This is a genomic window from Paenibacillus alvei DSM 29 (assembly GCF_000293805.1).
Taxonomy (GTDB): Bacteria; Bacillota; Bacilli; order Paenibacillales; family Paenibacillaceae; genus Paenibacillus_B; species Paenibacillus_B alvei.
The window spans coordinates 244,961-270,627 of sequence record NZ_AMBZ01000002.1 but is presented as its reverse complement, the minus strand read 5'-3'; the positions used below and the strand labels follow the sequence as shown (position 1 = coordinate 270,627).

Genomic DNA, 25,667 nt, shown 5'->3' with positions numbered 1-25,667 from the left:
ATGCTGTCTTACATACACTTGTATGTAAGGTTCGTTTGTCGCTTCTGTGTTCATTTTTCGACATTTTTCGATAAATCCGTTCCAAAGTTGACATCTGGTGCTATAATGGAAATTAAAACCACGGGGCCCCTATGTCAGGCGGCTTATGGAGGCGTAGAGAATATGGGCATGGCCAATGGGACAGGATTGGTATATGCATTCGGCTCAGAAGACAATGTGCCGGAATTGCTCTGTGTCATGGAGAACGGATCGATGGAGCAGTCGGCGGAGGCAGCTCAAGCCTTATTCGAGGAGCTGTGCTTGGAGAATGGCGTTCATGCGGAAGTTTGTGCGTTGATTGAGCCGCTTCTGGATATTTTGACGGTTCGTTATAAGTCGGTTGCGAAGGCATCCATATTGAATGGGATTGCGCAGGTGCTGCGCTCGGTAATGGACAACCATCTTCCGTTTGGAGTAACGCCATACCACTATCGTCATGCTGGTGATTGCGAGTCAAGAGAGATTGCCTATCAGGTAAAGCAACACTGGATCCAGATGCTTCGCCAACGGTATGAAGATTGGACGTCTCTGGTAAAAGAAGATGAGATGGCTGCAGTCCAGGCGGTTTATGTCCTGCATTTGCTGCAATGGACGGATGAAGCTGTTGAAAATACGCTCCAGGAAGCTGCTCTTCACGGAAGTACAGCGCGTGTGCGTCTTAATGGTTTGCTCGCGTTGGCAGACTATCGGCGTCGTATCGGTAAGCCATTCAACCCCTCCATTGCGTTTGGACAGCATCAAGACGATGAGCTTCATGAAGCAATTCGCGCCGTATGCATTGCTGTAACAGCTCCTGAGTTAATCGGACATCTGGAGATGAGCAGACTTATTTCCGGGTGTACACTGCCGCGATTTGATCGTATTCAATTCCCTTGGGCAGATGGGGCTATAGCGGCGGTATGTGCGCAAGCAGCTTGTCTCTCATTGAGTGCGGGTGCTACGCTGGATGAACGTGCTGCTTTTTGGAAGGAAGCGCTGGAGAAGACGATATCGGCTCATCAGCGGCGCTCACGTCAGGTGGTGTGGGAGATTGGCGAGTCCACTGTGCAGTGGGATGAGGAATGGCTGCAATGGAATTGGAACAGCCCGATGCTGGTTGCAGATGGAATGCTGTACTCATTGTTCCAGACATCAGAACAGGGGACAGCCATTATGCAGAAGCAGGAAGATGGAACGATGTCGATCCATCCTGCAGCTGCTCGTGTGATCAAAATATGCTTGCAAAATCAAGTTGAAATGCCAAACGCAGAACGTTATGGAGCGGGAATGACGATTCGTTCTCTTTATCGATTCGTCACATAAGCAACCATAGAAGAATGCTTGCCGGGCTAGCTTGCTTCCGTAAAACATCGTATTGGTTGCAAGGCAATTGGGCGCCTAATCTATTGAATAGGGAATGGGATCATTGAACTGGCAAGACGGAACTAGTCCGTCTTTTCTTTTTTCTGAGAAAGGTGTCACTGATTTAGCGTCTTCAATTGTATCGTTGACGAAGGCCATATCTTGATTTTTCGCTTTCATTGCTGTTGTTCCCTTATAATTGCCGCGATGTGACTTGTTCTCCATGTAAATGTCCCTCACTTTGCTTATAATCATTACTTCCAGTTGGATGTTGGATAAGGTTACAGCAGTAGTATGTTCGGTGGATAGTCTCCTTATCCGAGAAGGAAAGGGGAGAAAGGGAACCATTCTGCCTCTTGAAGTGAGCAAATGTTGACAATACGGAAAAAATCTAGTCGATGACTAGGTTTTTTTGCGTTGTTGGTTATAATGGTTAAGGAATTTTTGCATTTTTTATTGCGAGTGAAGTTGTGCAGTATGTTCAATTGATAGATCAAGGGTAAGTACGAAGGTGATATTCGAAACAATGGTTATTCAAATATATGTTCTAAGGGAGTTGTACTTATAAATGGCATTAAAAGCTGGTATTGTTGGGTTGCCTAACGTCGGCAAATCGACGTTGTTCAATGCGATTACGCAAGCGGGGGCAGAGTCGGCGAACTATCCGTTCTGTACGATTGATCCTAACGTTGGTGTGGTTGAGGTTCCAGATGAGCGTTTAGTGAAGTTGACAGAGCTGGTTGTTCCGAACCGTACAGTTCCAACGGCATTTGAATTCGTTGATATTGCTGGATTGGTTCGCGGTGCGAGCAAGGGGGAAGGACTTGGGAACAAGTTCTTGGCCCACATTCGTGAAGTAGATGCGATCGTACACGTGGTCCGCTGCTTTGAGGATGAGAATATTACACACGTTGACGGGAAAGTAGATCCAGTTAGCGATATTCAAACGATTAATTTAGAGCTAGTTCTAGCTGATTTGGAATCGGTTGAGAAGCGTCTTGACCGTACGAAGAAGAACATGAAGAGCGGCGACAAGAAATATGCGGCAGAGGCAGCAGTATTGGAACGCCTTAAAGAGGCTTTGTACGATGATAAGCCTGCTCGCAGTTTGGAACTGAGTGATGAAGAGAAGGTACTCGTTCGCGATATGCACTTGCTCACGATGAAGCCGGTCTTGTACGCGGCCAACGTAAGCGAAGACGGTGTGAAGGATGCGGACAGCAATCCGTATGTCCAGCAGGTACGCGACTTTGCCGCAGCTGAAAATGCGGAGGTAGTGCCAATTAGCGCGAAGGTAGAAGCTGAGATTGCTGAACTTGAAGGTGAAGACAAGGAAATGTTCCTTGAGGAGCTTGGGTTGGATGAATCCGGCTTGAATCGCTTGATTAAGGCTGCGTATCGCTTGCTTGGACTGTACACTTACTTTACAGCAGGTGTTCAGGAAGTGCGTGCATGGACGATTCGCAAAGGCATGAAGGCGCCACAAGCGGCAGGTGTTATTCACTCCGACTTCGAGCGTGGATTTATCCGTGCAGAAGTTGTATCCTATGATGATCTGGTTGCTGGCGGCTCGATGAATGCGGTGAAGGAGCAAGGCAAGCTAAGATTGGAAGGCAAGGAGTACGTTGTTCAAGACGGAGACGTTATGCATTTCCGTTTCAACGTGTAGGATTCCTGCACGAATGGACGTGAAGATCATTTGCCCAGCTCAAAGCAGGGCGAAGCATAAAAATGGTTGCGCGATGAGCGCGATCATCCCTACGAGAAAGCACGAACTGCGATTGCGCAAATCAAGGTTCATGAATATACGTGAATATACGTGGTAGTATTGAATCAGAGAAGAGAGGTGAGCGTGTATGATGTTGGATAGACTGCAATCCCTTGCGGATCGTTATGAGAAGCTGAGTGAGCTGCTGTGTGACCCGGATGTGGCTAATGACCCGAAGAAGCTTCGCGAATATTCGAAGGAGCAATCCGATCTACAGCCAGCTTATGAAGCATTTATGGAATATAAAAATGTCCTTAGCGAGCTTGATGCTGCGAAAACGATGATGCAAGAGAAACTTGACGATGAAATGCGCGAAATGGTGAAGATGGAAATCGAGGAGCTAAGCGCGCGTCAAACAGAGCTTGAGGAGCGAATTCGCATTTTGCTGCTGCCGAAGGATCCGAATGACGACAAGAACGTTATCGTGGAAATTCGCGGGGCGGCAGGCGGCGATGAAGCAGCGCTCTTCGCTTCTGATTTGTACCGCATGTACACGCGTTATGCGGATTCGCAGGGCTGGCGCACAGAGCTGATGGAAGCCAATATTAGCGACTTGGGCGGATTCAAGGAGGTTATCTTCTCCGTATCCGGTAAGGGAGCTTATAGCAAGCTGAAGTATGAGAGCGGCGCCCATCGTGTTCAGCGTATTCCGGCAACCGAGTCTGGCGGACGTATTCATACTTCTACTTCTACGGTAGCTGTAATGCCAGAGGTAGATGAAGTGGAAGTTGAAATTTTCGATAAAGATATTCGTGTCGATACTTTCTGTTCCTCTGGTGCTGGCGGTCAGTCCGTCAACACGACGAAGTCGGCAGTGCGTGTAACGCATATTCCGACGGGAATCATGGCTACGTGTCAGGATGGCAAGTCCCAGAACGATAATAAGGCGAAGGCATTGCAGGTGTTGCGTGCCCGCATCTATGAAATTAAGCGTCAAGAGGAAGAAGCCAAGTATGCTGGCGAGCGTAAGAGCAAGGTAGGGACAGGAGATCGCAGTGAACGGATTCGGACGTATAACTATCCGCAAAGCCGTGTGACGGATCACCGCATCGGCTTAACTCTTCATAAGCTCGATCAAATTATGAACGGTGATGTGGAAGAGCTTATCCAAGCGCTTACGCTGACAGAACAAGCGGAGCTGCTGGAGAGGGAGAATCAAGCATGAGTGAGTCTTGCGAACGAAATGGGGAGCGTGTTCAGCTGAACAATGCGGCGAACAACGCTTCATATCGCCTCGCATGGCCGGCAACGATAAGAGAAGCCTGGGTGCAGGCTTCTTCTTTTTAGCGGAAAATGGGGTCGATGATGCTGGTCATCATGCCGAGCTTCTGCTTCGTCATGTACTGGGCATGGAGCGCACGGCTTATTTGGTTGCACTAACGGAACAGCTGCCTGAAGACGCAGTTTCTGTATTCGAAGAGGCAATATCGCGTCGGTCAACGGGCGAGCCGACCCAATATATTATGGGGGAGGCCTATTTCTATGGGCTGTCGTTTGAAGTGACATCGGATGTGCTTATCCCACGTCCAGAGACTGAGCTTCTCGTTGAAGCTGTGCTTGCTGAGGCTGATCGACTGTGGCCGTTAGAAGCACAGCTTCGTGTTGTGGATATCGGCACAGGCAGCGGCGCAATTGCCTGTGCACTTGCACATGAACGGCCTCATTGGCGCGTAAGTGCAGGGGATATCTCGCCAGCAGCGCTTGCGGTTGCGAAGAGCAACGCAGAGCGGTTAGGTGTTGCGGAGCGCATGTTGTGGCATCAAGGGGATTTGTTGAATCCGTTCGCTGGATGCGAAATGGACATCCTAGTGTCCAATCCGCCTTACATTCCAGCGGATGATATTGCGGGACTTATGCGTGAGGTTCGTGACTATGAGCCGCATACGGCGCTTGATGGCGGTGCGGATGGACTTGACCCGTATCGTCGTCTTGTTGGAATGCTGACTACGCTTGGCAAGGCGCCTCGTCTAATTGGGTTCGAGGTAGGCCAAGGACAAGCGAGAGATGTAGCTGCCCTGCTTGCACATGCAGGTTATAATGAGAAGCTGATCATTGTACCTGATCTGGCTGGCATCGAGCGTCATGTAATTGGAATTCGGACTATGGAGTAGTGAGTGGGGGATGCATGCGTAGTCAGCCATAGATCTGGTTAGCAATTTGGATTGTACCCTCATTCATTACAAGAAGAGAAAATCCGTTAGAGCTGTTCTATCTTGCAGAGAGAATCTGTCTGTGATAGGGCGGCCTTTTTTATTTTCGGAGGGAAGAACGGAACAAATCTATATATCTATCAAAAAATGTATCTTTGCTAGGTTTAAGGATCCTGCTCACGGACATACTGATAGACAAGAGGCGCGCCCAACCTCACAAGGAGCAGGATGAACATGAATGTACGCGTGTTCGTACTCGGTCTCGCGATTGCTGTATTGGCAACGGGAGCTTTGATGCGTTGGGATAATGGCCGTGCGGCGGCTGTTGATGGTGGAAATGAAACAATTCAAAAGCAAATGATAGAGAAACAGGATCATATCCCCGAGGATGCGATTCGGCTGCGTATATTGGCGAACTCGGATTCGGACAATGATCAACGCGTGAAGCGCATAGTTCGTGATCGGATCGTGGAGCAAATGAATGGCTGGCTGAAGACGGAGGAAAAGCCATCTACTCGTGAGGAAGCCCGCAAGCTCATTGCTGCCCATATCGATGATCTGAAGCAGACGGCAGAACGAGTGCTGGGCGAAGAAGGGCTGGCATACGGAGCCAAGGTGAAGCTTGGTGAAGTATCATTCCCGGCAAAGTGGTATGGTGGCGAGGTATATCCTGCTGGCCTGTATGAAGCACTGCTCGTTACTCTTGGAGAGGGAAGCGGACAAAATTGGTGGTGTGTTTTGTTCCCGCCGCTTTGCTTCGTTGATGGAAATACAGCTCAGGCCCAAGTGAATAAAAGGAACTCTGATGAGACTGCCTCAACCAAGGGTGGAGAGAAAGACAAGTCTTCATCATCTTCGGTTGGGGAATCGGTTACGGTTGATGCTAAGAATTCCACAGGCGCACAATCTCAATCCACTGGTGAAACGGGCGGGACAGAAGTTAAATTCTTTCTATGGGAAGCACTGGAGTCATTATTTCATTTCATAGGCTCCATATTCGGCGCAATTTTCGGATGATAAATGGTTGTTTGACAAGCGATTAGAGAAGTGGGGAGAAATACGGACGGTCTTTTGGATGCCGCTCTTCTGGACGTGTCGGCGCCATTATGGTACAACTAAAGAATAATGAATACAGTTCTATGTGGAAAATAGAAAAGATCGAATAGATGCGAATACGCTTGAATACGTGTGAAATCTTAAATTACGAAGATGCCGAAGCTCCTTTGGCATCTTTCTTGCGTTGCTCCCCGTCGGCCATATCGAGCAAGATGGGAGAGGGAGAGTGATGCTTTACTTTATATGAGGTAAGGAATGTACGCGATGAATATTCGACATGAACGGGAAAAGAATCGAAGAGCAGCTACCTCGGAAAAAGGTTGCGCTCATCAACTGCATACGAAGTGGTGGTTGATATCAGATGATATGCCGCTCGAACAGCAAGAAGGAATAACAGATGGTGCGGCCATACTAGCTGCTGGAGGTACTGTTGCCTTTCCGACGGAAACGGTATATGGGCTAGGGGCAGATGCCCGCGATACGAAGGCTGTAGAATGTATATTTACTGCAAAGGGGCGTCCGTCTGACAATCCGTTAATCGTTCATATTGCAGACCTGTCACAGCTTGAGGAACTGGTTCTGCCATACAGTGATACCGCAGCGCGCCTTATGGATCAATTTTGGCCGGGGCCGCTTACGATTGTGCTGCCTGTACGGCCTGGAGCAGTATCACCCCGTGTGACTGCGGGACTGGATACGGTAGGTGTACGGATGCCCGGCCATGATACGGCATTGGCCCTTATTCGGGCTTCTGGATGCCCGGTGGCTGCTCCAAGCGCCAATCGCTCAGGACGCCCAAGTCCGACTCGAGCAGAGCATGTGCACGAGGATTTGGATGGACGTATCGACGCAATTGTCGATGGCGGGGCTACAGGTGTAGGAGTAGAGTCGACCGTGGTTGAATTAATCGGCAGCCGTGTACATGTACTCCGTCCAGGTGGGATTACAACGGCGATGCTGCAGGAGGTTGCGTCAGAAGTAACCATTGATCCAGCTGTCGATCCTAACGGAGGAATGATCAAGTCGAAGGTTCCGCAATCTCCAGCATCTGCTCAAGCAGATGAAGAGTCGCAGAGAACGTCTTTGTTGAATCAGAATACGAGTTCTGCCAAAGCTAGAGCAGATTTGAGTCATGATAAGACGCTTGTTTCTCAAGATACAGCGAAGCATAAACTTCAGGCGAATGCTGATCAAATGAATGCACCGCGTTCACCTGGTATGAAATATACTCATTACGCGCCCAAAGGGCAGCTGCAAATTGTGCAGGGTACTTCTGAGGAGCGGGTTATCGACTGTATTCAACGCAAGCTTGATGAAGCAAAGCAGCGTGGAGAGACGACGGGGGTGCTCGCCTTCAAGGAGCATGCGGCGCAGTATCGGGCTGATGTTGTCGCATCGATCGGCAGTGTTCATGCCTTGGAAGAGGCAGCTTCTCTGTTGTATGACGCGCTGCGGCATTTCGATGAAGCAGGTGCGACTTATATGCTGGCAGAAGCTTGCAGCACAGAAGGTATCGGTCTTGCAGTGATGAACCGCATGATGAAGGCGGCGGGTCATCGGGTCATGTGGTGTGAATAGGTGTATGCCTAGTATTTCTGATGTCTGAATTGCAGGTTAGGAGGAACAAGGTTTCTCTTGCTTGATATTTCCATAATGTTTGGTAATGAAGCTTGATTGTGTAGCAGGCTATAAGCGATTTCGTACAACTAGCTGCTAGGCATGAATCTCTCCTTGTCCGCATACGATGGAACAGACGCTATGGGACGAGGAGTGGGGGCGATGTGGGATACGGCAGCGCCAATCGGCCAATGGATCACTATTTTTTTGATGGCGGCAGCTTTAGGCTCAGATGCCTTTTCACTATGTCTAGGCATTGGTATGAGAGGGGTTCGCCGGAGAGATGCGGTTCGCATTAGCGGGGTTATCGCATTGTTCCATGTATTAATGCCGCTGGCTGGTGTCGCTACAGGCATGTATATGAGCATGCTGCTTGGTGAAGTGACGACTTGGGCGGCGGGAGGTCTCCTGATTATGCTGGGCGGACACATGATTTATAGCTCGCTGAAAGGCGAATCCTCACAAATGATAAATACATCGACAGTATGGGGAATGCTGCTGTTTGCACTTAGTGTTAGTGTAGATTCCTTCTCTGTTGGCATTTCGTTAGGTATGTTCGGATCTGATTTGTTCATGACGATAGTAGCCTTCGGTTTATTCGGTGGGGCGATGTCCATTATAGGTTTGCTGCTGGGCCACCATGCTGGGAAACAATTTGGTGAGTATGGGGAGGCTGCAGGCGGAGCAGTTCTGCTGACATTTGGCATTCTGTTTTTGCTTCCCTTTTAGCGGGTAGAAAATATAGCAAGAGGCAGGAATGAGAATGATGGAGATGCACGACCCTATAGATAGGTCTTAAAGGGAGGGGTGTTGGGTGATGCGCATTTTATTTGTATGTACAGGCAACACATGCCGGAGTCCCATTGCAGAAGCGATGCTGAAGCATATGGCGGAGGAACGAGGCTTGGAAATGCATGTTCAGTCAGCGGGTGTTGCCGCATGGGACGGTACGCCCATGTCACAGCACGCTGCTGCTGTGCTGGAGGAACAGGATATTGGCAATCACCATGAGTTCCGTTCCGCTGTATTGGACGAAAAACGCGTGCAGTGGGCAGATTTAATATTGACATTGACGACGAGCCATAAGCGCCATGTCCTTCAGCAGTTCCCAAGTGCGCACAACAAGACATTCGCTTTGAAGGAGTATGTGAGTGATCCGGAACAAGATCAGGAACAATATCAACAGCTTCAATCCTTGGCCGCGGATATCCAGTTAAAGCTTGCTATGGGACAAGCTCCTACCGAGGAGGAGCTTGTACAGCTTGCTGAGCTGCAGAGCCGTGTGCCGACTATGGATGTAGCCGATCCTTATGGCGGTTCTTTGGAGCAGTACCGAATAACAGCGGCAGAAATTCAAGCTGCCCTTGCAAGATTGCTGGACAAGCTACAATGATGTGCAGATAGAAGGTCAGGCAAGGATGAAGGTATGCATAGCAGATAGGCAAGGAACGGATGCTGCAGGAAAATAACGGTTGCAATCGGTTGTGACATCCATTATGATCGAACTAGATATAGCAGATCCGATGTAACTGGCGACGGAAGTGGGGAACCACGGTGGAGCATCGGAGAATACGGCCGGTCGCCTGGGCAGAAGAGCAGTGTGCGGAAGAACAGCCGTGCTATGCTCTTTTTTTCAATGATGGAGACATGTTACACTGGAGGCAGCGTGCAAATGGCTCGTCCAAGCTGCGGGAAATTCGTTATAATAAACCTGTAGCATACCGAGCATGGTAACATGGACGGAAGTTACATTTGTAGACAACGGATGGAGGGTACGACGATGAAAATTGCCATTGGTGCAGACCATGCTGGCGTACGACTGAAGGAAGGAATTGTTCGAGTCATAAAGGAACTGGGTCATGAAGTCGTTGATGTAGGGTGCGATTGCACAACATCAGTAGATTATCCGGATTATGCGGTACCGGTTGCGGAAATGGTTGCTTCAGGCGAGGCAGATCGCGGCGTGCTCATATGCGGTACTGGAATTGGCATGTCCATCGCAGCAAATAAGGTTCCAGGCGTCCGCTGCGCGCTTGTTCATGATTTATTCTCAGCCAAGGCAACAAGAGAGCATAATGATACGAATGTGCTTGCTATGGGTGAGCGCGTTATTGGGCCCGGATTGGCTGAAGAGATTGTACGCGTATGGCTGGGTACGGAGTTCAGTCAAGGGGAACGCCATATTGGACGTCTTCGCAAAGTTGCAGACGTAGAACATAAATATCACCCGCAAGCGTAATGGGTGGAGGTGAATGGGCAGTATGATTGAGATCGAGAAGAACGAACATCAAGGCCCGGCAACGTCATTCTTGAAAATGGAGCAGGTTCGCGAGCAAGCGGAAGCTGCTGCACATGCTCTCGTTCGGGAGGCAGGGCTGAAGCCAGGTCAGATCGTCGTGATTGGCTGCAGTACGAGTGAGGTAGCAGGCGCGCGCATTGGGACATCTGGTGCGTCGGATACCGCTCAGGCGATATTTGCCGGACTCAGTGTACTCCGATCAAGCTATGGCCTCGAGGTTGCTATTCAATGCTGTGAACATTTGAACCGTGCGCTTGTTGTTGAGCGTCGTACGCTGGAGAGATTCGGGTTGCTGGAAGTGTCTGCGGTGCCTGTGCGGAAAGCGGGGGGCTCAATGGCGGCGTATGCTTACCGTCATTTGCCGGATGCATGTTTGGCAGAGGAACTAGAGGCTCATGCCGGCATCGATATCGGCGAGACCTTGATCGGCATGCATTTGAGACGAGTGGCTGTACCCTTGCGGACAGAGGTTCGTTATATCGGCAAGGCCCGAGTCAATATGGCGAAGACGCGGCCGAAGCTTATAGGCGGCGAACGTGCTGTATACCAGCTTCCAGCAGAAGAAGGATTGTCTTCTTGTGAATAGTCGCAGAACTGCTTAGTAGCTTGCTTGCTAGGTGTGGCGGCGAATTGGGGAACTCGTCGCTTTATGTTGAATCACGGTTACGATTGAACCTTAACGCAGATGCGTTTGTCATACATTGCAATAAGGGAATTAAAATGTGGGAGGGCTATGCCAATGGTAGATCATTTACGACAAGCAGATCCTGAAGTGTTGAAAGCAATGGACTTGGAGTTGCAGCGTCAGCGCAACAATATCGAACTGATTGCTTCTGAAAATATCGTCAGTGAGGCGGTTATGGAAGCGATGGGAACGGTTCTGACGAACAAATATGCGGAAGGCTATCCAGGCAAACGTTACTATGGCGGCTGTGAGCATGTCGATATTGTGGAAGACATCGCGCGCAATCGTGCGAAGGAGCTGTTTGGTGCTGAACACGTCAACGTACAGCCTCACTCTGGTGCGCAGGCGAACATGGCTGTGTATTTGGCAGCGTTGAAGCCTGGGGACACTGTGCTTGGCATGGACTTGGCGCATGGCGGACATTTAACTCATGGAAGCCCCGTGAACGCATCAGGCTTGTTGTACAACTTCGTGGCATACGGTGTAGAAGAAGACACTTTCCGCATCGATTATGATAAAGTACGCAAAGCTGCTTTCAAGCATCGTCCAAAGATGATCGTGGCTGGCGCGAGCGCTTATCCACGCATCATTGATTTTGAAGCACTTGGCCAAATCGCTAACGATGTAGGCGCTCTGTTCATGGTAGATATGGCGCATATTGCTGGCTTGGTTGCAGCAGGACTTCATCCAAGTCCAGTGCCTCATGCCCATTTCGTTACGACGACAACGCACAAAACATTGCGCGGTCCGCGTGGTGGTATGATCATGTGCCGTCAAGCCTGGGCTCAAGCGATCGATAAGGCTGTATTCCCAGGTACGCAAGGCGGCCCTCTCATGCACGTTATTGCCTCCAAGGCTGTTGCCCTTGGCGAAGCATTGCAGCCGTCCTTTAAGCAGTATGCAGAGCAAGTGATCAAGAACGCACAGGTATTGGCATCTACGTTGGTTGAAGAAGGTTTGACGATTGTATCTGGCGGTACAGACAACCATCTGATGCTGATTGATACGCGCAATATCAATATCACAGGCAAGGATGCGGAGAAGGTGCTGGATTCTGTAGGCATTACCGTCAACAAGAATGCAATACCATTCGACCCGACTAGCCCGTTCATTACAAGCGGCATTCGTATCGGAACACCAGCCGCAACGTCCAGAGGCATGGATGAAGCAGCAATGCGTGTCATCGGCCAAGTCATTGCCATGACATTGAAGCAGCCTCAAGATGAAGCTGTATTGAGCAAGGCGCGTGGAATGGTCAGCGATTTGACAGCTCAATTCCCGCTGTACTCAACTTTGAAATACTAAGATTAGTCTCGTGGTTAATGGGCCTTTTCTTTGATCATAAGAAGGACGGAGCAGGTAATCTCTCGTTGTAGATGACCTGCTCTTTTTTTGTAGGTGTAGAATGGGGGAGAAGCTCAGGTGCTTACGATACATTATTCGGGCCATGGATCGAGGAACTTCAGGGCGGATAATCGACAATTTCCAATGTTCGGCGGGATGAACATGTATAAGCAGACCCCAACATGCTTAGAAATAGTACAGTGTGCTCTTTTGTGCCGAGTTCGTCGGAAATGTGAAAAATACCTCAAAAGTGCCCGCAATACGTGCAGGGATAAGCGCGGAATGTTATAATAAAGCCTGTTTAGCGTTGATGAAGCCGGAGATGCTAGAGCGACACGGCTGTTGAAAGCAGGAATATCAGTTCAATTCATCACGTATGAGATCGACAGCAACGAGAGAGTAAAAGGCGGAGGGACACGAAATATGGGTAAATTGGTCATTTGCGATCATCCTTTGATTCAACACAAATTGACATTGATTCGAGACAAGAAGACAACAACGAAAGACTTCCGCGAGCTCGTGGACGAAGTAGCAACCTTGATGGCGTACGAGATTACTCGTGAATTGCCTTTGCAAACAGTGACAGTGGAAACGCCTGTTGCAGAAACAGAGAGCAAAATGATCGCTGGACGCATGCTGGGCTTGATTCCAATACTGCGTGCAGGGCTTGGAATGGTAGAAGGCGTTGTTAAGCTGATTCCAGGTGCGAAAATTGGGCACGTAGGGCTGTTCCGTGATCCTGAGACACTTCAACCCGTTGAATACTATACGAAGCTTCCTACCGATGTAACAGAACGTCAACTGATTGTCATTGATCCAATGCTTGCTACTGGCGGTTCCGCGATTGCGGCTATCGATGTATTGAAGAAGCGCAGCTGCACGCAAATTAAATTGATGTGCTTGATTGCAGCGCCGGAAGGTGTGAAGGCCGTTCAGGAAGCACATCCTGACATCGACATTTATCTGGCAGCATTGGACGAGCGTCTGGACGATCACGGCTATATTGTTCCAGGATTGGGCGATGCCGGCGACCGTTTGTTCGGCACGAAGTAGAAGAATTCGCTTTTCAAGAGGCAATTCGGCATCGAATCTTGTATTCACTCTCGAAGAGCTTATGCTTACGAAGTATGTTTCCTGCGGAAACATTTTAGCTGCTCATGTAGTCTTTGTCTGCACTCTGCTGCTCCTTACAAGTTTTGTTCGGCAAAACTCGCTTCGGAAGCTCGGCTTCGAGTTCTTGCAACCTTCTCGGTGCTGAAAAGTATCTTTTTGAAGTCAAAAAAATGATTTTAGAGCAAACAATGTATTGACTATTATGCAAGAAGAAAGACGGAGGATAAGACTATGTCCAAAGTGAAAGTAATGACGGTGTTCGGTGTACGTCCAGAAGCAATCAAGATGGCGCCGCTCATTTTGGAATTACAGAAGCATCCGGAACACATCGAATCCATCGTATGCGTCACGGCCCAACATCGTCAGATGTTGGACCAGGTGCTCGATGTGTTCAATATTAAACCAGATTATGATCTGGATATTATGCAGGCTCGCCAGACGCTAAATGATATTTCTGTGCGTGTCCTTCAGGGACTGGAGCCTGTTTTGCAAGAAGCGAAGCCAGATATTGTACTTGTACATGGTGACACATTGACGACGTTCCTTGCCAGCTACGCGGCATTCATGCAGCAGATTAAGGTAGGGCACGTGGAGGCGGGACTTCGTACATGGAACAAGCTTTCTCCGTTTCCAGAAGAAATGAACCGTCAATTGACAGGCGTTTTGGCTGATTTGCACTTTGCGCCTACCGATTGGTCGGCTAGCAATTTGCGTAAAGAAAATAAGCAAGATGCATCGATATTTGTCACAGGCAACACGGTTACAGATGTGTTTCAATATACAGTACGATCCGATTACAAGCATGAGGTGCTCGATTGGGCGCAAGGCAAGCGGCTTGTATTGATGACTGCACATCGCCGCGAATCACAGGGAGAGCCGCACCGTAACATTTTCCGTGCCGTTCGCCGCATTGCGGACGAATTCGAAGATATTGCGATCGTATATCCGGTTCATCCAAGTCCGGCTGTACGTGAACCGGCTCATGAGATGCTGGGAGATCATCCGCGCATTAAGCTGATTGACCCGCTTGACGTGGTAGACCTTCACAATTTCTATCCACACACGCACCTCATCCTTACCGATTCAGGCGGTCTTCAGGAGGAAGCGCCGTCATTTGGCATACCTGTGCTCGTCCTCCGCGAAACTACCGAACGACCGGAAGGAATCGACGCAGGCACGCTGGAATTGGTCGGCACGGATGAGGAGAAAGTATATGCGCGAGCGAAGGCGCTCCTGTCGGATGAAACGACGTATGCACGGATGAGCAAGGCTGCAAATCCATACGGCGATGGCAAAGCGTCGCAGCGGATCGTCAGTGCGATTCTTCACAGTTTTGGAGTTCTGGAAGAACGTCCTGAACCTTTTCACACAAAGTTCACAAATTGATAGATGGCACTCTTCTATGAGGGAAGGCACCAGCATACAGTGATACTGTACGGTTTACGCGGATTTTCGGAGCTTTGAAAGCGAATGTGTATCGTTTTCATCCTTGTTGTTACGCGGTTTTTATCAATTGACAAAGACTCGTAAATTTAAGTAAAATGAATGGGAATTATAGGCTATGAAAATGTCGAATCGTAACGATCGCCTATGGCTGGTTGCCCTCTCCATCAGTGGAGCGGGTGTCTTGCTTGCCTTGTATATACTCTTAGGCTTTTACGCGGGGAAGTGGATTGCCAATGCTTTGGATGGGTCCAAGCTCTGGATGGGAGTCGGAAGTATTGTCGGGCTGTGCCTTGGCATCGTCAACATCATCTACTTAGTAAAGAAGTTCATGGGGGAACAAAATGAATGATATGACTTCCATGGTTCGTGCCGTTACGAGAGTGACGTTCCTCTTGCTGTCGGCGTTCCTACTTGGTTGGGCAGCAGCGCCGGAATATCGGCCATACACTGCCGGATTGATATTAGGAACAACGGCAGGGCTTGTCTATGCTCACTATTTGTCTATCAAAGTTAGACAGATTGCAGAGATGGCTGCTAGCCAGGAGAAGAGACGGTACAGCTTTGGATTTGTAACTCGTATGTGCATTGTACTCTTGGCAGTCATGTTCGCCATTAAGTTCGAACAGCACATATCCCTTGTGGCGACAATTGTCGGATTTTTTATTACTCAGTTATTGTCGATTTTCGTAAGTATAATTTGGGCAAGCAGAAAGAAAGCGTAAGCAGTCTATTGGAAAGGGGTGAACACATTTATGCACTCAGCACCGATTATCGAGGTTATGGGACTGCACTTGGATTTGTCCATCATCTTCACGCTACTCCTTAGCGGAATCATTACCTTTATTATTGCCCGGCTCGCTGTTCGCAATCTTTCGGTTGAAAAGCCTTCCAAGATGCAGAATTTCTTGGAGTGGGTTGTGGAGTTTGTACAAGGCATTATCGGTAGTGCGATGCCGCTGAAGAAGGGCAAGGCATTCATCTCATTAGGGATGACGCTTATCTTGTTTATTTTCGTATCCAACGTACTAGGTTTGCCATTCGCAATCATTACCGAAGCGCATCATCCGGTGTCTATCTTCGGTCACGAGATTGTAGCAACTAGTCAGGCGGCATTTGACGAACTTGCAGCTAAGGGTAAACCTGAACACGTCCATTTGTTGTGGTATAAGTCGCCAACGGCTGACGTATCCGTAACATTCGGTCTGGCGTTCATGGTCTTCGTTATCGTGAACTTCCTAGGCCTCAAGAACAATCGGAAGCACTACTTGAAGCACTACGTTGAGCCATTCCCAATCTTTCTTCCACTGAACATCGTGGAGAACTTGGCGAAGCCAATTGCGCTTGGTATCCGGTTGTACGCGAACATTTTCGCGGGTGAGGTACTGATATCCACACTCATTGGAGCAGGGGTATTCGGTCTACCGTTCCTCGCGGCATGGCAAGGCTTCAGTATATTTATCGGCGCGCTCCAAGCCTTCATCTTTACGATGTTGACAATGGTATACATCGCGCAGGCATCTGTACATGAAGAACATTAACAAACTCTGCCGAGTCCCATACTGATTATGGGCAACTTCGGGTGAGACATATAAACAAAGCAATTCAATAAATACATGAATTTTGAGGAGGACTTTTCTAATGGGTATGTTAGCAGCAGCAATTGCAGTAGGTTTGGGCGCTTTGGGCGCAGGTCTTGGTAACGGTATGATCGTTAGCCGCACAGTTGAGTCGATTGCACGTCAACCAGAAGCTCGTAACATGTTGCAAACGACAATGTTTATCGGTGTTGGTATCGTCGAGGTTATTCCACTCGCAGCTACAGTTATCGCGTTCTTGGCAATGTTCTCTTAATGAATAGACAAACGGTTTGGCGGGGAAGGCCGATGCCATCCGCGCCTTCGTTTTGTTAGCACGTCATGTTAACGGAAAGGAGTGACTGTAGTGAGTTTTGTTTGGGAAAATTTCGTGTGGGCGATCCTTGCTTTCTTAATCCTATATTTCTTACTTCAAAAGTACGCGTTCGGACCATTGTTCGACGTGATGGAGAAACGCCGCGAGCTCGTGCAGCAGCAATTGGATGAAGCGGCGAATAGCCGTTCACAGGCACAAGTATACGTAGAAGAACAGAAGGAAGCTCTTGCTACAGCGCGCAAAGATGCGTACGACATCATCGAGCAAGCGAAACAAACGAGCGTTCGTCAAGCAGACGAGATTATCGGCGGCGCGAAGAGCGAGGCTGTTCGTCTGAAGGAAGAAGCAGCTCGCGATATCGAGAGCGAGAAGAACAAGGCAGTTGCAGCTCTTCGCGAAGAAGTGGGCAACATGTCCGTAGCAATCGCATCGAAGATCTTGGAGAAGCAAGTTGACGAGAAAGATCAAGAGCAATTGGTCGGCCAATACCTGAAAGAGGTAGGAGGCAAACAATGAGCCAGAACATCGTAATTGCCAAGCGTTATGCCAAAGCGTTGTTCGAACTTGCTCAGGAGCGTCAACTGGTCTCGGAAACGGAACAGCAGTTGAAGGAAACTGCGGAATTGGTGAAAGCCAATCATGAATTGTACCTTATTCTGACGTCGCCGAATATCGGTCATGCCGAGAAGTCCGCTGTACTTGGCAAAGTACTAGACGGTCATGTGTCTGATATTTTGCTCAACATGGTTCAGCTGCTTATCGAACGTGGACGTATTGACGCACTGCGCGAGATAGCAGACAGCTATGTACGCATTGCTGGTGAAGCGCTCGGCATCCTGGATGCAACAGTGACATCCGCTTATCCGCTTGATGAATCGGAGAAGGAAGCTGTTGCTGCTGAATTCGGTCAGAAACTAGGCAAGACGATTCGCGTTCATAACGTTGTTGACGCATCCGTAATCGGAGGCTTGCAAGTCCGCATTCGGGATCACCTGTATGACGGCAGCTTGTCCGGCAAGTTGGAACGCCTAAATAGATCATTGAAATTGCAAGCGCAGTAATTCTTATCGAGAATGTTCAAGAAGTCCGTTTTTGAACACTCATCAACTATTTAGCACGGAAGAATGGGGTGAAGCGAGTTGAGCATCAGACCTGATGAAATCAGTACACTGATTAAAAGTCAAATCGAACAATATAAATCGGAAATCGAAGTGGCGGAAGTCGGTACGGTCATTAATGTTGGTGACGGTATTGCCCGTGTACACGGACTAGAGCAATGTATGTCCGGCGAGTTGCTCGAATTCTCTAACGGCGTTATGGGTATGGCCCTCAACTTGGAGGAGAATAACGTCGGTATCGTAATTCTTGGACCTTACAAAGACATTCGCGAAGGTGACCAAGTGAAACGCACAGGACGCATCATGGAAGTTCCTGTCGGTGAAGCGCTGCTTGGCCGCGTTGTCAATCCACTCGGCCAGCCAGTAGACGGCAAAGGTCCAATCGCTACGACGGAGTTCCGTCCAGTCGAATCCAATGCACCAGGCGTTATCGACCGTAAATCGGTACATGAGCCAATGCAAACAGGTATTAAAGCGATTGACTCGATGGTACCAATCGGCCGCGGTCAGCGCGAGCTGATCATCGGCGACCGTCAAACAGGTAAGACAACGATCGCGATCGATACGATCATTAACCAAAAAGGCAACGGCGTGAAATGTATTTACGTCGCAATCGGTCAAAAGCAATCTACAGTTGCACAAGTTGTAGAAACACTTCGTCGTCATGGCGCATTGGAGTACACAATCGTGGTAACAGCATCGGCATCAGAGCCAGCACCGCTTCTGTTCTTGGCTCCATATGCAGGCGTCTCCATGGGTGAGTACTTCATGTACAAAGGCGAGCACGTGCTCGTGATCTATGATGACTTGTCGAAGCAAGCCGCGGCTTACCGCGAATTGTCCTTGCTCCTTCGCCGTCCTCCAGGCCGTGAGGCATATCCTGGTGACGTATTCTACTTGCACTCCCGCTTGCTGGAGCGCGCTGCGAAGCTGAGCGACGAGAAAGGCGGCGGTTCCTTGACCGCATTGCCATTTATCGAAACTCAAGCATCTGACGTATCGGCTTATATTCCGACTAACGTAATCTCGATTACCGACGGTCAAATTTTCTTGGAAGCTGACTTGTTCTATTCCGGTCAACGTCCAGCGATTAACGTAGGTATTTCCGTATCTCGTGTCGGTGGTTCCGCACAGATCAAGGCGATGAAGAAGGTAGCAGGTACACTTCGTCTCGATTTGGCACAATATCGTGAATTGCAAGCCTTCTCCCAATTCGGATCCGATTTGGATAAATCAACGCTTGCTCGCTTGAACCGTGGTGAGCGCTTGATGGAAATTCTGAAGCAAGGTGTCAACCAGCCGCTTCCAGTAGAGAAGCAAGTTGTCAGCTTGTATATAGCGACGAGGGGGCACCTGGATGATATTCCGGTGCAAGATATTCAACGCTTCGAGAATGAATTCCATGCTTACTTGGCAAGTAACCAAGACAGCATCTACCAATCGATCCGCGATACGAAAGATCTGGTAAAAGAAAACGAAGACGCACTGGTTGAAGCGGTAACGAAATTCAAAAAGAGCTTCGCCGTGTCGGTGTAATAGATAGAAGTTGACTGCAGCCCGGAAGCCTCAGGGCTCCCGGTGCGCATTCGAAGAAGTCCGCTTTGCCCTGCGCAAAGCGCTAAAGGCAGGTGAGATGGAAGTGGCTAAAGGAATTCTCGAGATTAAGCGCCAGATCAAGAGCGTGCAGAGCACGAAGCAGATCACGAAGGCAATGGAGATGGTTGGTGCGGCGAAGCTTCGCCGCGCACAATCGAAGGCTGAGGCAGCTCGTCCTTATGCGGATAAGCTGAAGGAGGTCGTCTCCAGCATTGCGGCTGGTACGCAAGGGATTTCCCACCCGATGCTAGAGAAGCGTCCTGTGAAGAAGACAGGATATCTTGTTATCACGTCCGACGGTGGCTTGAAGGGCGGCTACAATGCCAACGTGCTTCGTAAGGTCATGGTGACGATGCAGGAAAACAAGCTGACGAAGGATGATATCGTATTATTCGTCATCGGACGCAAGGGTCGTGATTACTTCCGCAGGAGAGGATTTAATATCGTGGAGGCTGTTACGGAGTTGCCGGATACGCCTACATTTGCAGATATTAAGTCTATCGCATACAACGCCGTGAAATATTTCGAAGAGCACAAGTATGATGAACTGATTCTGTTTTATAACGAATTCGTGAACGCAATCACACAGGTGCCGGTAGAGAAAAAACTCTTGCCGCTTGATGATGAAGCGTTTAACGGACCAGTAACATCGTATGAATATGAGCCTTCTGCTGAAGAAGTGCTCGGGCAATTGTTGCCGAAGTATGCAGAGACACTCATTTACAGTGCGCTCCTCGATGCGAAGGCAAGTGAGTTCGGTGCGCAGATGACCGCGATGGGTAATGCGACGAAGAACGCAACGAAGATGATCAGCTCGCTGACGCTTGTGTACAACCGTGCACGCCAAGCGGCGATTACGCAGGAAATTTCGGAAATCGTAGCAGGGGCAAACGCTCAGGCTTAATCGGAAATGCATGTTTGACAGTAGGAGGGAACGAGATGAGTAAAGGACGCGTGATTAGCGTAATGGGTCCGGTTGTCGACATTGAGTTCGAACGTGGACAACTGCCTGAAATTTTGAACGCGATCAAGATTGAGCAGAAGTCGACAACTGCCGGCGCGCCTGACATCAACTTGACGTTGGAAGCATCGGTTCACTTGGGTGACAACGTAGTTCGCTGCGTTGCGATGTCTTCTACAGACGGCTTGATTCGCGGCATGGAAGCGACAGATCTTGGCGCTCCAATTACAGTACCGATAGGCGAAGCGACGTTGGGTCGTGTATTCAACGTGCTTGGAGAAGCAATTGATAATGCGGGCGACGTTGTAAAAGAGACAGTTAGCCCGATTCATAAAGAAGCTCCTAAATTCGACGAACTTTCCACGCAAGCGGAAATTCTCGAAACAGGGATCAAAGTTATCGACTTGCTGGCTCCGTATGTGAAGGGCGGTAAGATCGGTCTGTTCGGCGGTGCCGGCGTAGGTAAGACGGTAACGATCCAAGAGCTGATCAACAACATCGCGCAGGAGCACGGCGGTATTTCCGTATTTGCGGGTGTCGGCGAGCGTACGCGCGAAGGTAATGACTTGTACCATGAAATGAGAGAATCCGGCGTTATCAGCAAAACGGCGATGGTTTTCGGTCAGATGAACGAGCCTCCAGGAGCACGTTTGCGTGTTGCTTTGACGGGTCTGACTATGGCTGAACATTTCCGTGATGAAGAAGGCAAGGACGTTCTCTTGTTCATCGATAACATTTTCCGCTTTACACAAGCAGGTTCCGAAGTATCCGCCTTGCTCGGCCGCATGCCTTCCGCGGTAGGTTACCAACCTACATTGGCTACAGAAATGGGTCAGTTGCAAGAACGGATTACTTCTACGAAAAAAGGTTCTGTTACATCCATCCAGGCAATCTACGTTCCTGCGGATGACTACACAGACCCGGCTCCAGCTACGACGTTTGCACACTTGGATGCAACGACGAACTTGGAGCGTAAAATTTCCGAGATGGGTATCTTCCCTGCGGTTGATCCGCTTGCATCCTCATCCCGAATCTTGGCACCAGATATTGTAGGCGAAGAGCACTATCATGTCGCACAAGGCGTTAAACGCCTCTTGCAGCGCTATAAAGAACTTCAAGATATTATCGCAATCCTTGGTATGGACGAGTTATCCGAAGAAGATAAGTTGACGGTTGCGCGTGCGCGCAAAATTCAACGCTTCTTGTCCCAACCGTTCCACGTTGCGGAACAATTTACAGGCATTAGCGGTAAGTACGTGCCTGTTAAAGAAACAGTACGCAGCTTCAAGGAAATCCTGGACGGCAAGCATGACGACCTTCCAGAAGCAGCTTTCTTGTACGTTGGTACGATCGAAGAAGCTGTGGAAAAAGCAAAGACGCTGTAAGCGGCTTGACGTGAAACGGGCTGTCTGTTGCTAAGGCAAGGACAGAACGGAAGGAGGAAACCTCAGTTGAGCACCTTTTTGTTGGAAATCGTTACACCGGAGCACAAAGTGTTCGAACAGCAGGTGGACATGATTAGCGTCAAGGGCGTCGAAGGAGATCTCGGTATTTTGGCGAACCATATTCCAATGGTTACGCCGCTTCGTATTGGTCCGATGAAGATCAAGGAAGGCGGCAAGGAGCATTGGATTGCGGTACATGGCGGATTTGTCGAAGTACGTAAAGACAAAGTCGTTGTACTGGCAGAAAGCGCGGAAATGCCGGAAGACATCGATGTGGAACGTGCCAAGGCAGCCAAGGCCCGGGCGGAGCAACGTCTGGCGATGGCTGCACGGAGCAAGCAGGATTCCCTGGACTTCCGTCGTGCGGAATTGTCGCTCCAACGCGCCGTGACGCGGATTAAAGTCTCACAAAAAGAATGGTAATATAAATAGAAGAAGAGCTGTTCCAGAACCTCTCGGGTTGGTGGAACAGCTCTTTTTTCATAAGAATATAAATTATGGCTTTAACATAACCTCAGCTTCAGAACGCTTCGTATGCATGCTGTAGAAGGCTTCACCGACCAATTGCGAGTCAAAGGAGGTATTAGGCTGAACAAAGCCGCAGACGGTCAATGTACCGGCGTATAAACCGCACTGCTTAAACTCATCATGCAGGCTGTAAGCTAGACTGCGCAGACCAGACTTTCCAATGCCAAGCGATGCTAGTGCTGCTGTAGGGTGCAGTGCTTGTCCCCCGCCAGTCAGTAGGTAAGAGCCTGTGCCTCGAGTCTTCATGCCCGGGAGAACGCACTGAGCAGTCGTAAGCGCCCCGACAACATTCACCTTGAAGTCTTCAATCATATCAGAAGGCTGCACTTCAGATGGAAGCCCAGGTGCATGAGCAGATGCGTTATATATGACGACCTCAGGTGTACCGTGTTCGGATTCTAGTGCTGTCAGTGCTTTACGAAGGGCAGTTTCGTCGCTAGTAAGTGCGACAGTGCCAGTCGCTTCGATATTCATGTCGTGCAGAATGTCTTTCATTTGTTCAAGCGTCTCCTTATCTCGTGTAATGAGAATCGGAAGGTAACCACGCTGTCCAAATGACTTGGCAATGCCAAGTCCGATGCCGCAACCGGCGCCGACGATCCAAATCATCGGTTGTGTCATAAGTCGTTCAACCCCTTGTTGTATGATCCGATGTATGGATATTGTAAACTGAACAGGCTGCAGAGTTCAAAACCATTTTTCACACATCGCAATGAAACCACAAAATATTTTAGAAAATATCATTTTATTGCTTGACGCATGTAAGGGGTCTGTTTATAATGAAGACAGTTAATATTGATAATCATTCTCATGTGGAGGTTATCAAGTTAACCTCATCAAGTGTACGTTCGGGAAGGCTACTTCTTGAACATTCACACCAAGTGAAATATCCTTCTTCTTGGTTCTTTTGATTTTCAGTAGGTTGGTTAATTGTAGGTAGTTTCCTCATCCTCCGTGAGCTGTGACCGGATCGCAGCTCTCTTTTTTTGTCCTTTTTTGGCCTCCAGTGCGATATTCCTCTCTTTTTATCCATTCCTGATGTTCATAAAACATTCACTAGTCATCTTCTATCGTCCTCCTTATGTGAATATGTATATAACCAAAACCGAACAACTTTCGAAAAGATGTACAAAAGGTGGCAGGAATTGCATAGACGGGGTTGGTAGGTTTTGTTATAATTGTGGCGGGTTTATTACAAAATTCTCTATTTTTTTGCAAAATGGCAGATGCTGCGGCGGAGGGGGATGACCTTTGGAACAGTACATCAACAATTACGTCATTGTGGCCATTTTTATTGCACTCGGTATTTTATTGCCGGTTGTCGCACTGACGGTAGGGAGATGGCTTAGGCCGAAGAAGCCGACAGACATGAAGCAAACGACTTATGAAAGCGGTAACGAGCCTGTTGGTGTCGGACAAGTCCGATTCAACGTACGGTACTATTTGTTTGCACTCATGTTTGTCATTTTTGATGTCGAAACCGTTTTCTTGTACCCATGGGCGGTTGCATACAATCAGCTAGGGTTGTTTGCACTTGTCGAAATGTTAATTTTCGTCGGATTGCTGTTGGTTGGACTAATTTATGCCTGGAAAAAGAAGGTGCTTCAATGGGACTCACTTTAGAATCAATTACGCCGGAAGAACGGCAAGAGTTGGAACGCAATGTGTTCTTTGGCACGCTTGAACAATTGAAGGCATGGGCCCGAAGCAATTCATTGTGGCCGCTTACGTTCGGTCTTGCCTGCTGCGCAATCGAAATGATGGGCACTGGGGCTTCCCATTACGATCTGGATCGCTTCGGCGTTATTTTTCGCACTTCGCCCCGTCAATCAGACGTAATGATCGTAGCAGGTACCGTTACGAAGAAGATGGGACCATTGCTTCGCAGACTTTACGATCAAATGCCGGAGCCGAAATGGGTTATAGCGATGGGTTCCTGCGCTACTGCCGGAGGGCCATATGTCAAGTCTTATGCTGTGGTGAAGGGTGTGGATCAGATTGTACCGGTGGATGTCTATATCCCGGGCTGTCCGCCAAATCCTGCAGCACTAATTTATGGAATCAACAAGCTTCAAGAAAAGATCCGCTATGAGGCGAAAACCGGAAAGCGGGTGACAAATCGATGAGTGAGGAGCAAGAGAAGGACAAGACTGCAGGAGAACTACCCTCTGAACAACATGAGAAGCAAGTGTCGGATACAGACTCAATCTCGAGTACAGCAACAGGCCATGAATCCAACCCGGATGCAAAAGATTCTGTATTTGAAGAAAAGTTAGAAAAGCAGGCTAGTGAGCAGATTCAAGAATCTCAATCGCCAGATCAGGCTGCTTCGGGTGTGAAGCCTGATCCTACAGCACCAGAGCAGAAGCTGGAGACTGAAAAGACTGATGAGAAAAAGAAGTCCAGAAGGAACTAGACATACAACTGGAATCGAAGCCCGTTCCTGCGGCTGCTGAAACCGAAGGCCATACCGACGCTACGAAGGAGGTCTCCGTCACAGCGGAAACAGAGAAGCCGAAGCGTGCGCCATTGACGGAAGAAGAGAAGGCAGCACGAATACAGGCGGCTGCTGAGGCGCGAGCAGCGCGAGCGAAGTCGGCAGAAGGCGGCGGAGAAGCTTCTACAGGAGCAGAACCTGCAGCAGCGCGTCCACCACGAGCGCGCGTGAGAGAAGAAGGTGCTGGTGATGCCGCTGAGAAACCAGAACGGCCTGCACGCGCTCCTCGGGTAAAGGCAGATGAAGAACCGCCTAAGCCGAAAGAGCCTTCACCCAAGCAGCCTGTCCTTGATCAGCTCGTTGCCTTGCTGAAGACGGAAATCGCAGAAGAAGCGGTTGAGGAAGCATTTATCAATGAGATGAACGATCATTTGCCTACGGTAACGGTAAAAATGAACATTGGTTAGCGGCTGCCGATCTCCTTCGTAAGCACGGAGATTGGTCATGTGACTATTTGCGTAATTTATCCGGCACCGACCAGGAGACACATTTAGAAGTCATCTATCACCTCATTAATTTGAACACGAGAGCAGAGGTTGCTGTTCGTGTTAAGACAGATCGCGAGGCGCCTTCCATCGCATCGGTAACGCCAATATGGCCAACAGCGGACTGGAATGAGCGTGAAGTATACGATTTGCTGGGCATTGATTTTCCGGGACATCCCGACTTGCGCCGCATCATGATGCCGGATGATTGGGTTGGACACCCGCTGCGCAAAGATTATGTGCCGTTAGATTCGGAGGTGTAACCACC

At 49.1% G+C, this 25,667-nt stretch carries 29 protein-coding genes, 1 pseudogene and 1 riboswitch; of the genes and pseudogenes, 28 read left to right on the top strand and 2 right to left on the bottom strand.

The genetic code is table 11. The annotated features are described in order from the left end of the window. Nucleotides 1–162: 162 nt before the first annotated feature. Entirely contained in the window at nucleotides 163–1,341 is a 1,179-nt protein-coding gene (locus tag PAV_RS07675; protein WP_005544872.1) for a hypothetical protein, read from the top strand. 75 nt (nucleotides 1,342–1,416) lie between these two features. On the opposite strand, the gene PAV_RS32235 is transcribed toward PAV_RS07675, so the two are convergent. Then, nucleotides 1,417–1,605 carry a hypothetical protein gene (locus PAV_RS32235; protein WP_005544870.1) on the bottom strand — a complete coding sequence of 63 codons (189 nt, stop codon included), beginning with the start codon at nucleotides 1,603–1,605 and terminating at the stop codon, nucleotides 1,417–1,419. A 343-nt stretch (nucleotides 1,606–1,948) separates the two neighbouring features. On the opposite strand from PAV_RS32235, the gene ychF reads away from it, so the two are divergent. From ychF to PAV_RS07560, 22 genes are all read left to right on the top strand, one after another. Continuing rightward, nucleotides 1,949–3,049: a redox-regulated ATPase YchF gene (ychF, locus tag PAV_RS07665; protein WP_005544868.1), complete on the top strand. Its 1,101-nt coding sequence runs from the start codon at nucleotides 1,949–1,951 to the stop codon at nucleotides 3,047–3,049. Between the two features lie 190 nt (nucleotides 3,050–3,239). Continuing rightward, the gene (prfA, locus tag PAV_RS07660; protein ID WP_040735690.1) at nucleotides 3,240–4,313 is read left to right on the top strand and encodes a peptide chain release factor 1; all 1,074 of its coding nucleotides are present in this window, start codon (nucleotides 3,240–3,242) and stop codon (nucleotides 4,311–4,313) included. 7 nt (nucleotides 4,314–4,320) lie between these two features. After that, nucleotides 4,321–5,259: a peptide chain release factor N(5)-glutamine methyltransferase gene (prmC, locus tag PAV_RS07655; protein WP_005544865.1), complete on the top strand. Its 939-nt coding sequence runs from the start codon at nucleotides 4,321–4,323 to the stop codon at nucleotides 5,257–5,259. 273 nt (nucleotides 5,260–5,532) lie between these two features. After that, entirely contained in the window at nucleotides 5,533–6,315 is a 783-nt protein-coding gene (gene spoIIR / locus PAV_RS07650; protein ID WP_005544862.1) for a stage II sporulation protein R, read from the top strand. A gap of 294 nt (nucleotides 6,316–6,609) precedes the next feature. After that, complete coding sequence (locus PAV_RS07645) at nucleotides 6,610–7,932, top strand: L-threonylcarbamoyladenylate synthase (RefSeq protein ID WP_005544860.1); 1,323 nt, start codon at nucleotides 6,610–6,612, stop codon at nucleotides 7,930–7,932. 201 nt (nucleotides 7,933–8,133) lie between these two features. Then, nucleotides 8,134–8,700: a manganese efflux pump MntP gene (locus tag PAV_RS07640; protein ID WP_005544858.1), complete on the top strand. Its 567-nt coding sequence runs from the start codon at nucleotides 8,134–8,136 to the stop codon at nucleotides 8,698–8,700. Nucleotides 8,701–8,788: 88 nt separating this feature from the next. Beyond that, the gene (locus tag PAV_RS07635) at nucleotides 8,789–9,364 is read left to right on the top strand and encodes a low molecular weight protein arginine phosphatase (protein WP_005544853.1); all 576 of its coding nucleotides are present in this window, start codon (nucleotides 8,789–8,791) and stop codon (nucleotides 9,362–9,364) included. A 122-nt stretch (nucleotides 9,365–9,486) separates the two neighbouring features. Next, nucleotides 9,487–9,567: riboswitch (ZMP/ZTP riboswitch) on the top strand. Between the two features lie 184 nt (nucleotides 9,568–9,751). Continuing rightward, nucleotides 9,752–10,210, top strand: a complete 459-nt coding sequence (gene rpiB, locus PAV_RS07630) for a ribose 5-phosphate isomerase B (protein ID WP_005544851.1) — start codon at nucleotides 9,752–9,754, stop codon at nucleotides 10,208–10,210. A 22-nt stretch (nucleotides 10,211–10,232) separates the two neighbouring features. Further along, the gene (locus PAV_RS07625) at nucleotides 10,233–10,856 is read left to right on the top strand and encodes a TIGR01440 family protein (protein ID WP_005544849.1); all 624 of its coding nucleotides are present in this window, start codon (nucleotides 10,233–10,235) and stop codon (nucleotides 10,854–10,856) included. 153 nt (nucleotides 10,857–11,009) lie between these two features. Next, a complete protein-coding gene (locus tag PAV_RS07620) occupies nucleotides 11,010–12,260 on the top strand; it encodes a serine hydroxymethyltransferase (protein ID WP_005544848.1) in 1,251 nt (416 codons plus the stop codon). Between the two features lie 462 nt (nucleotides 12,261–12,722). Then, the gene (gene upp, locus PAV_RS07615) at nucleotides 12,723–13,352 is read left to right on the top strand and encodes a uracil phosphoribosyltransferase (RefSeq protein WP_005544846.1); all 630 of its coding nucleotides are present in this window, start codon (nucleotides 12,723–12,725) and stop codon (nucleotides 13,350–13,352) included. 291 nt (nucleotides 13,353–13,643) lie between these two features. Continuing rightward, nucleotides 13,644–14,798, top strand: a complete 1,155-nt coding sequence (wecB, locus tag PAV_RS07610) for a non-hydrolyzing UDP-N-acetylglucosamine 2-epimerase (protein ID WP_005544844.1) — start codon at nucleotides 13,644–13,646, stop codon at nucleotides 14,796–14,798. A gap of 175 nt (nucleotides 14,799–14,973) precedes the next feature. Then, nucleotides 14,974–15,207 carry an AtpZ/AtpI family protein gene (locus PAV_RS07605; protein WP_005544842.1) on the top strand — a complete coding sequence of 78 codons (234 nt, stop codon included), beginning with the start codon at nucleotides 14,974–14,976 and terminating at the stop codon, nucleotides 15,205–15,207. Continuing rightward, a complete protein-coding gene (locus tag PAV_RS07600; RefSeq protein ID WP_005544840.1) occupies nucleotides 15,200–15,580 on the top strand; it encodes an ATP synthase subunit I in 381 nt (126 codons plus the stop codon). The genes PAV_RS07605 and PAV_RS07600 overlap by 8 nt, the downstream gene beginning before the upstream one ends. A 30-nt stretch (nucleotides 15,581–15,610) precedes the next feature. Further along, a complete protein-coding gene (gene atpB / locus PAV_RS07595) occupies nucleotides 15,611–16,396 on the top strand; it encodes a F0F1 ATP synthase subunit A (protein WP_005544837.1) in 786 nt (261 codons plus the stop codon). A 100-nt stretch (nucleotides 16,397–16,496) separates the two neighbouring features. Continuing rightward, entirely contained in the window at nucleotides 16,497–16,709 is a 213-nt protein-coding gene (gene atpE, locus PAV_RS07590) for a F0F1 ATP synthase subunit C (RefSeq protein ID WP_005544835.1), read from the top strand. A gap of 90 nt (nucleotides 16,710–16,799) precedes the next feature. After that, nucleotides 16,800–17,285 carry a F0F1 ATP synthase subunit B gene (atpF, locus tag PAV_RS07585; protein WP_005544831.1) on the top strand — a complete coding sequence of 162 codons (486 nt, stop codon included), beginning with the start codon at nucleotides 16,800–16,802 and terminating at the stop codon, nucleotides 17,283–17,285. After that, nucleotides 17,282–17,830: a F0F1 ATP synthase subunit delta gene (locus PAV_RS07580; protein ID WP_005544829.1), complete on the top strand. Its 549-nt coding sequence runs from the start codon at nucleotides 17,282–17,284 to the stop codon at nucleotides 17,828–17,830. The genes atpF and PAV_RS07580 overlap by 4 nt, the downstream gene beginning before the upstream one ends. 78 nt (nucleotides 17,831–17,908) lie before the next feature. Continuing rightward, the gene (gene atpA, locus PAV_RS07575) at nucleotides 17,909–19,423 is read left to right on the top strand and encodes a F0F1 ATP synthase subunit alpha (RefSeq protein WP_005544827.1); all 1,515 of its coding nucleotides are present in this window, start codon (nucleotides 17,909–17,911) and stop codon (nucleotides 19,421–19,423) included. 103 nt (nucleotides 19,424–19,526) lie between these two features. After that, entirely contained in the window at nucleotides 19,527–20,387 is an 861-nt protein-coding gene (gene atpG / locus PAV_RS07570) for an ATP synthase F1 subunit gamma (protein WP_040735686.1), read from the top strand. Between the two features lie 35 nt (nucleotides 20,388–20,422). After that, nucleotides 20,423–21,829 (top strand): F0F1 ATP synthase subunit beta, encoded by a 1,407-nt coding sequence (atpD, locus tag PAV_RS07565; RefSeq protein ID WP_005544823.1) that lies wholly within the window; start codon nucleotides 20,423–20,425, stop codon nucleotides 21,827–21,829. Nucleotides 21,830–21,895: 66 nt separating this feature from the next. Continuing rightward, on the top strand, nucleotides 21,896–22,312 hold the full coding sequence (locus PAV_RS07560) for a F0F1 ATP synthase subunit epsilon (protein ID WP_005544821.1): 417 nt from the start codon (nucleotides 21,896–21,898) through the stop codon (nucleotides 22,310–22,312). 72 nt (nucleotides 22,313–22,384) lie between these two features. Here the strand turns inward: PAV_RS07560 and PAV_RS07555 are convergent, their stop codons facing one another. Next, nucleotides 22,385–23,038, bottom strand: coding sequence for an SDR family NAD(P)-dependent oxidoreductase (locus PAV_RS07555; RefSeq protein ID WP_005544818.1), 654 nt, complete (start codon nucleotides 23,036–23,038; stop codon nucleotides 22,385–22,387). Between the two features lie 630 nt (nucleotides 23,039–23,668). Between PAV_RS07555 and PAV_RS07550 the strand changes: the two genes are divergently transcribed. From PAV_RS07550 to PAV_RS36025, 5 genes and pseudogenes are all read left to right on the top strand, one after another. Next, nucleotides 23,669–24,040, top strand: a complete 372-nt coding sequence (locus tag PAV_RS07550; RefSeq protein WP_005544817.1) for an NADH-quinone oxidoreductase subunit A — start codon at nucleotides 23,669–23,671, stop codon at nucleotides 24,038–24,040. Next, entirely contained in the window at nucleotides 24,025–24,543 is a 519-nt protein-coding gene (locus PAV_RS07545) for a NuoB/complex I 20 kDa subunit family protein (protein WP_005544815.1), read from the top strand. The genes PAV_RS07550 and PAV_RS07545 overlap by 16 nt, the downstream gene beginning before the upstream one ends. Continuing rightward, nucleotides 24,540–24,833 (top strand): hypothetical protein, encoded by a 294-nt coding sequence (locus PAV_RS07540; RefSeq protein ID WP_005544813.1) that lies wholly within the window; start codon nucleotides 24,540–24,542, stop codon nucleotides 24,831–24,833. Before PAV_RS07545 ends, PAV_RS07540 begins: the two co-directional genes overlap by 4 nt. Before the next feature lie 113 nt (nucleotides 24,834–24,946). After that, nucleotides 24,947–25,321 carry a hypothetical protein gene (locus PAV_RS36030; RefSeq protein WP_005544811.1) on the top strand — a complete coding sequence of 125 codons (375 nt, stop codon included), beginning with the start codon at nucleotides 24,947–24,949 and terminating at the stop codon, nucleotides 25,319–25,321. 41 nt (nucleotides 25,322–25,362) lie between these two features. Continuing rightward, a pseudogene (locus PAV_RS36025) lies at nucleotides 25,363–25,662 on the top strand (NADH-quinone oxidoreductase subunit C); the annotation flags it as partial. Between the last annotated feature and the right edge of the window lie 5 nt (nucleotides 25,663–25,667).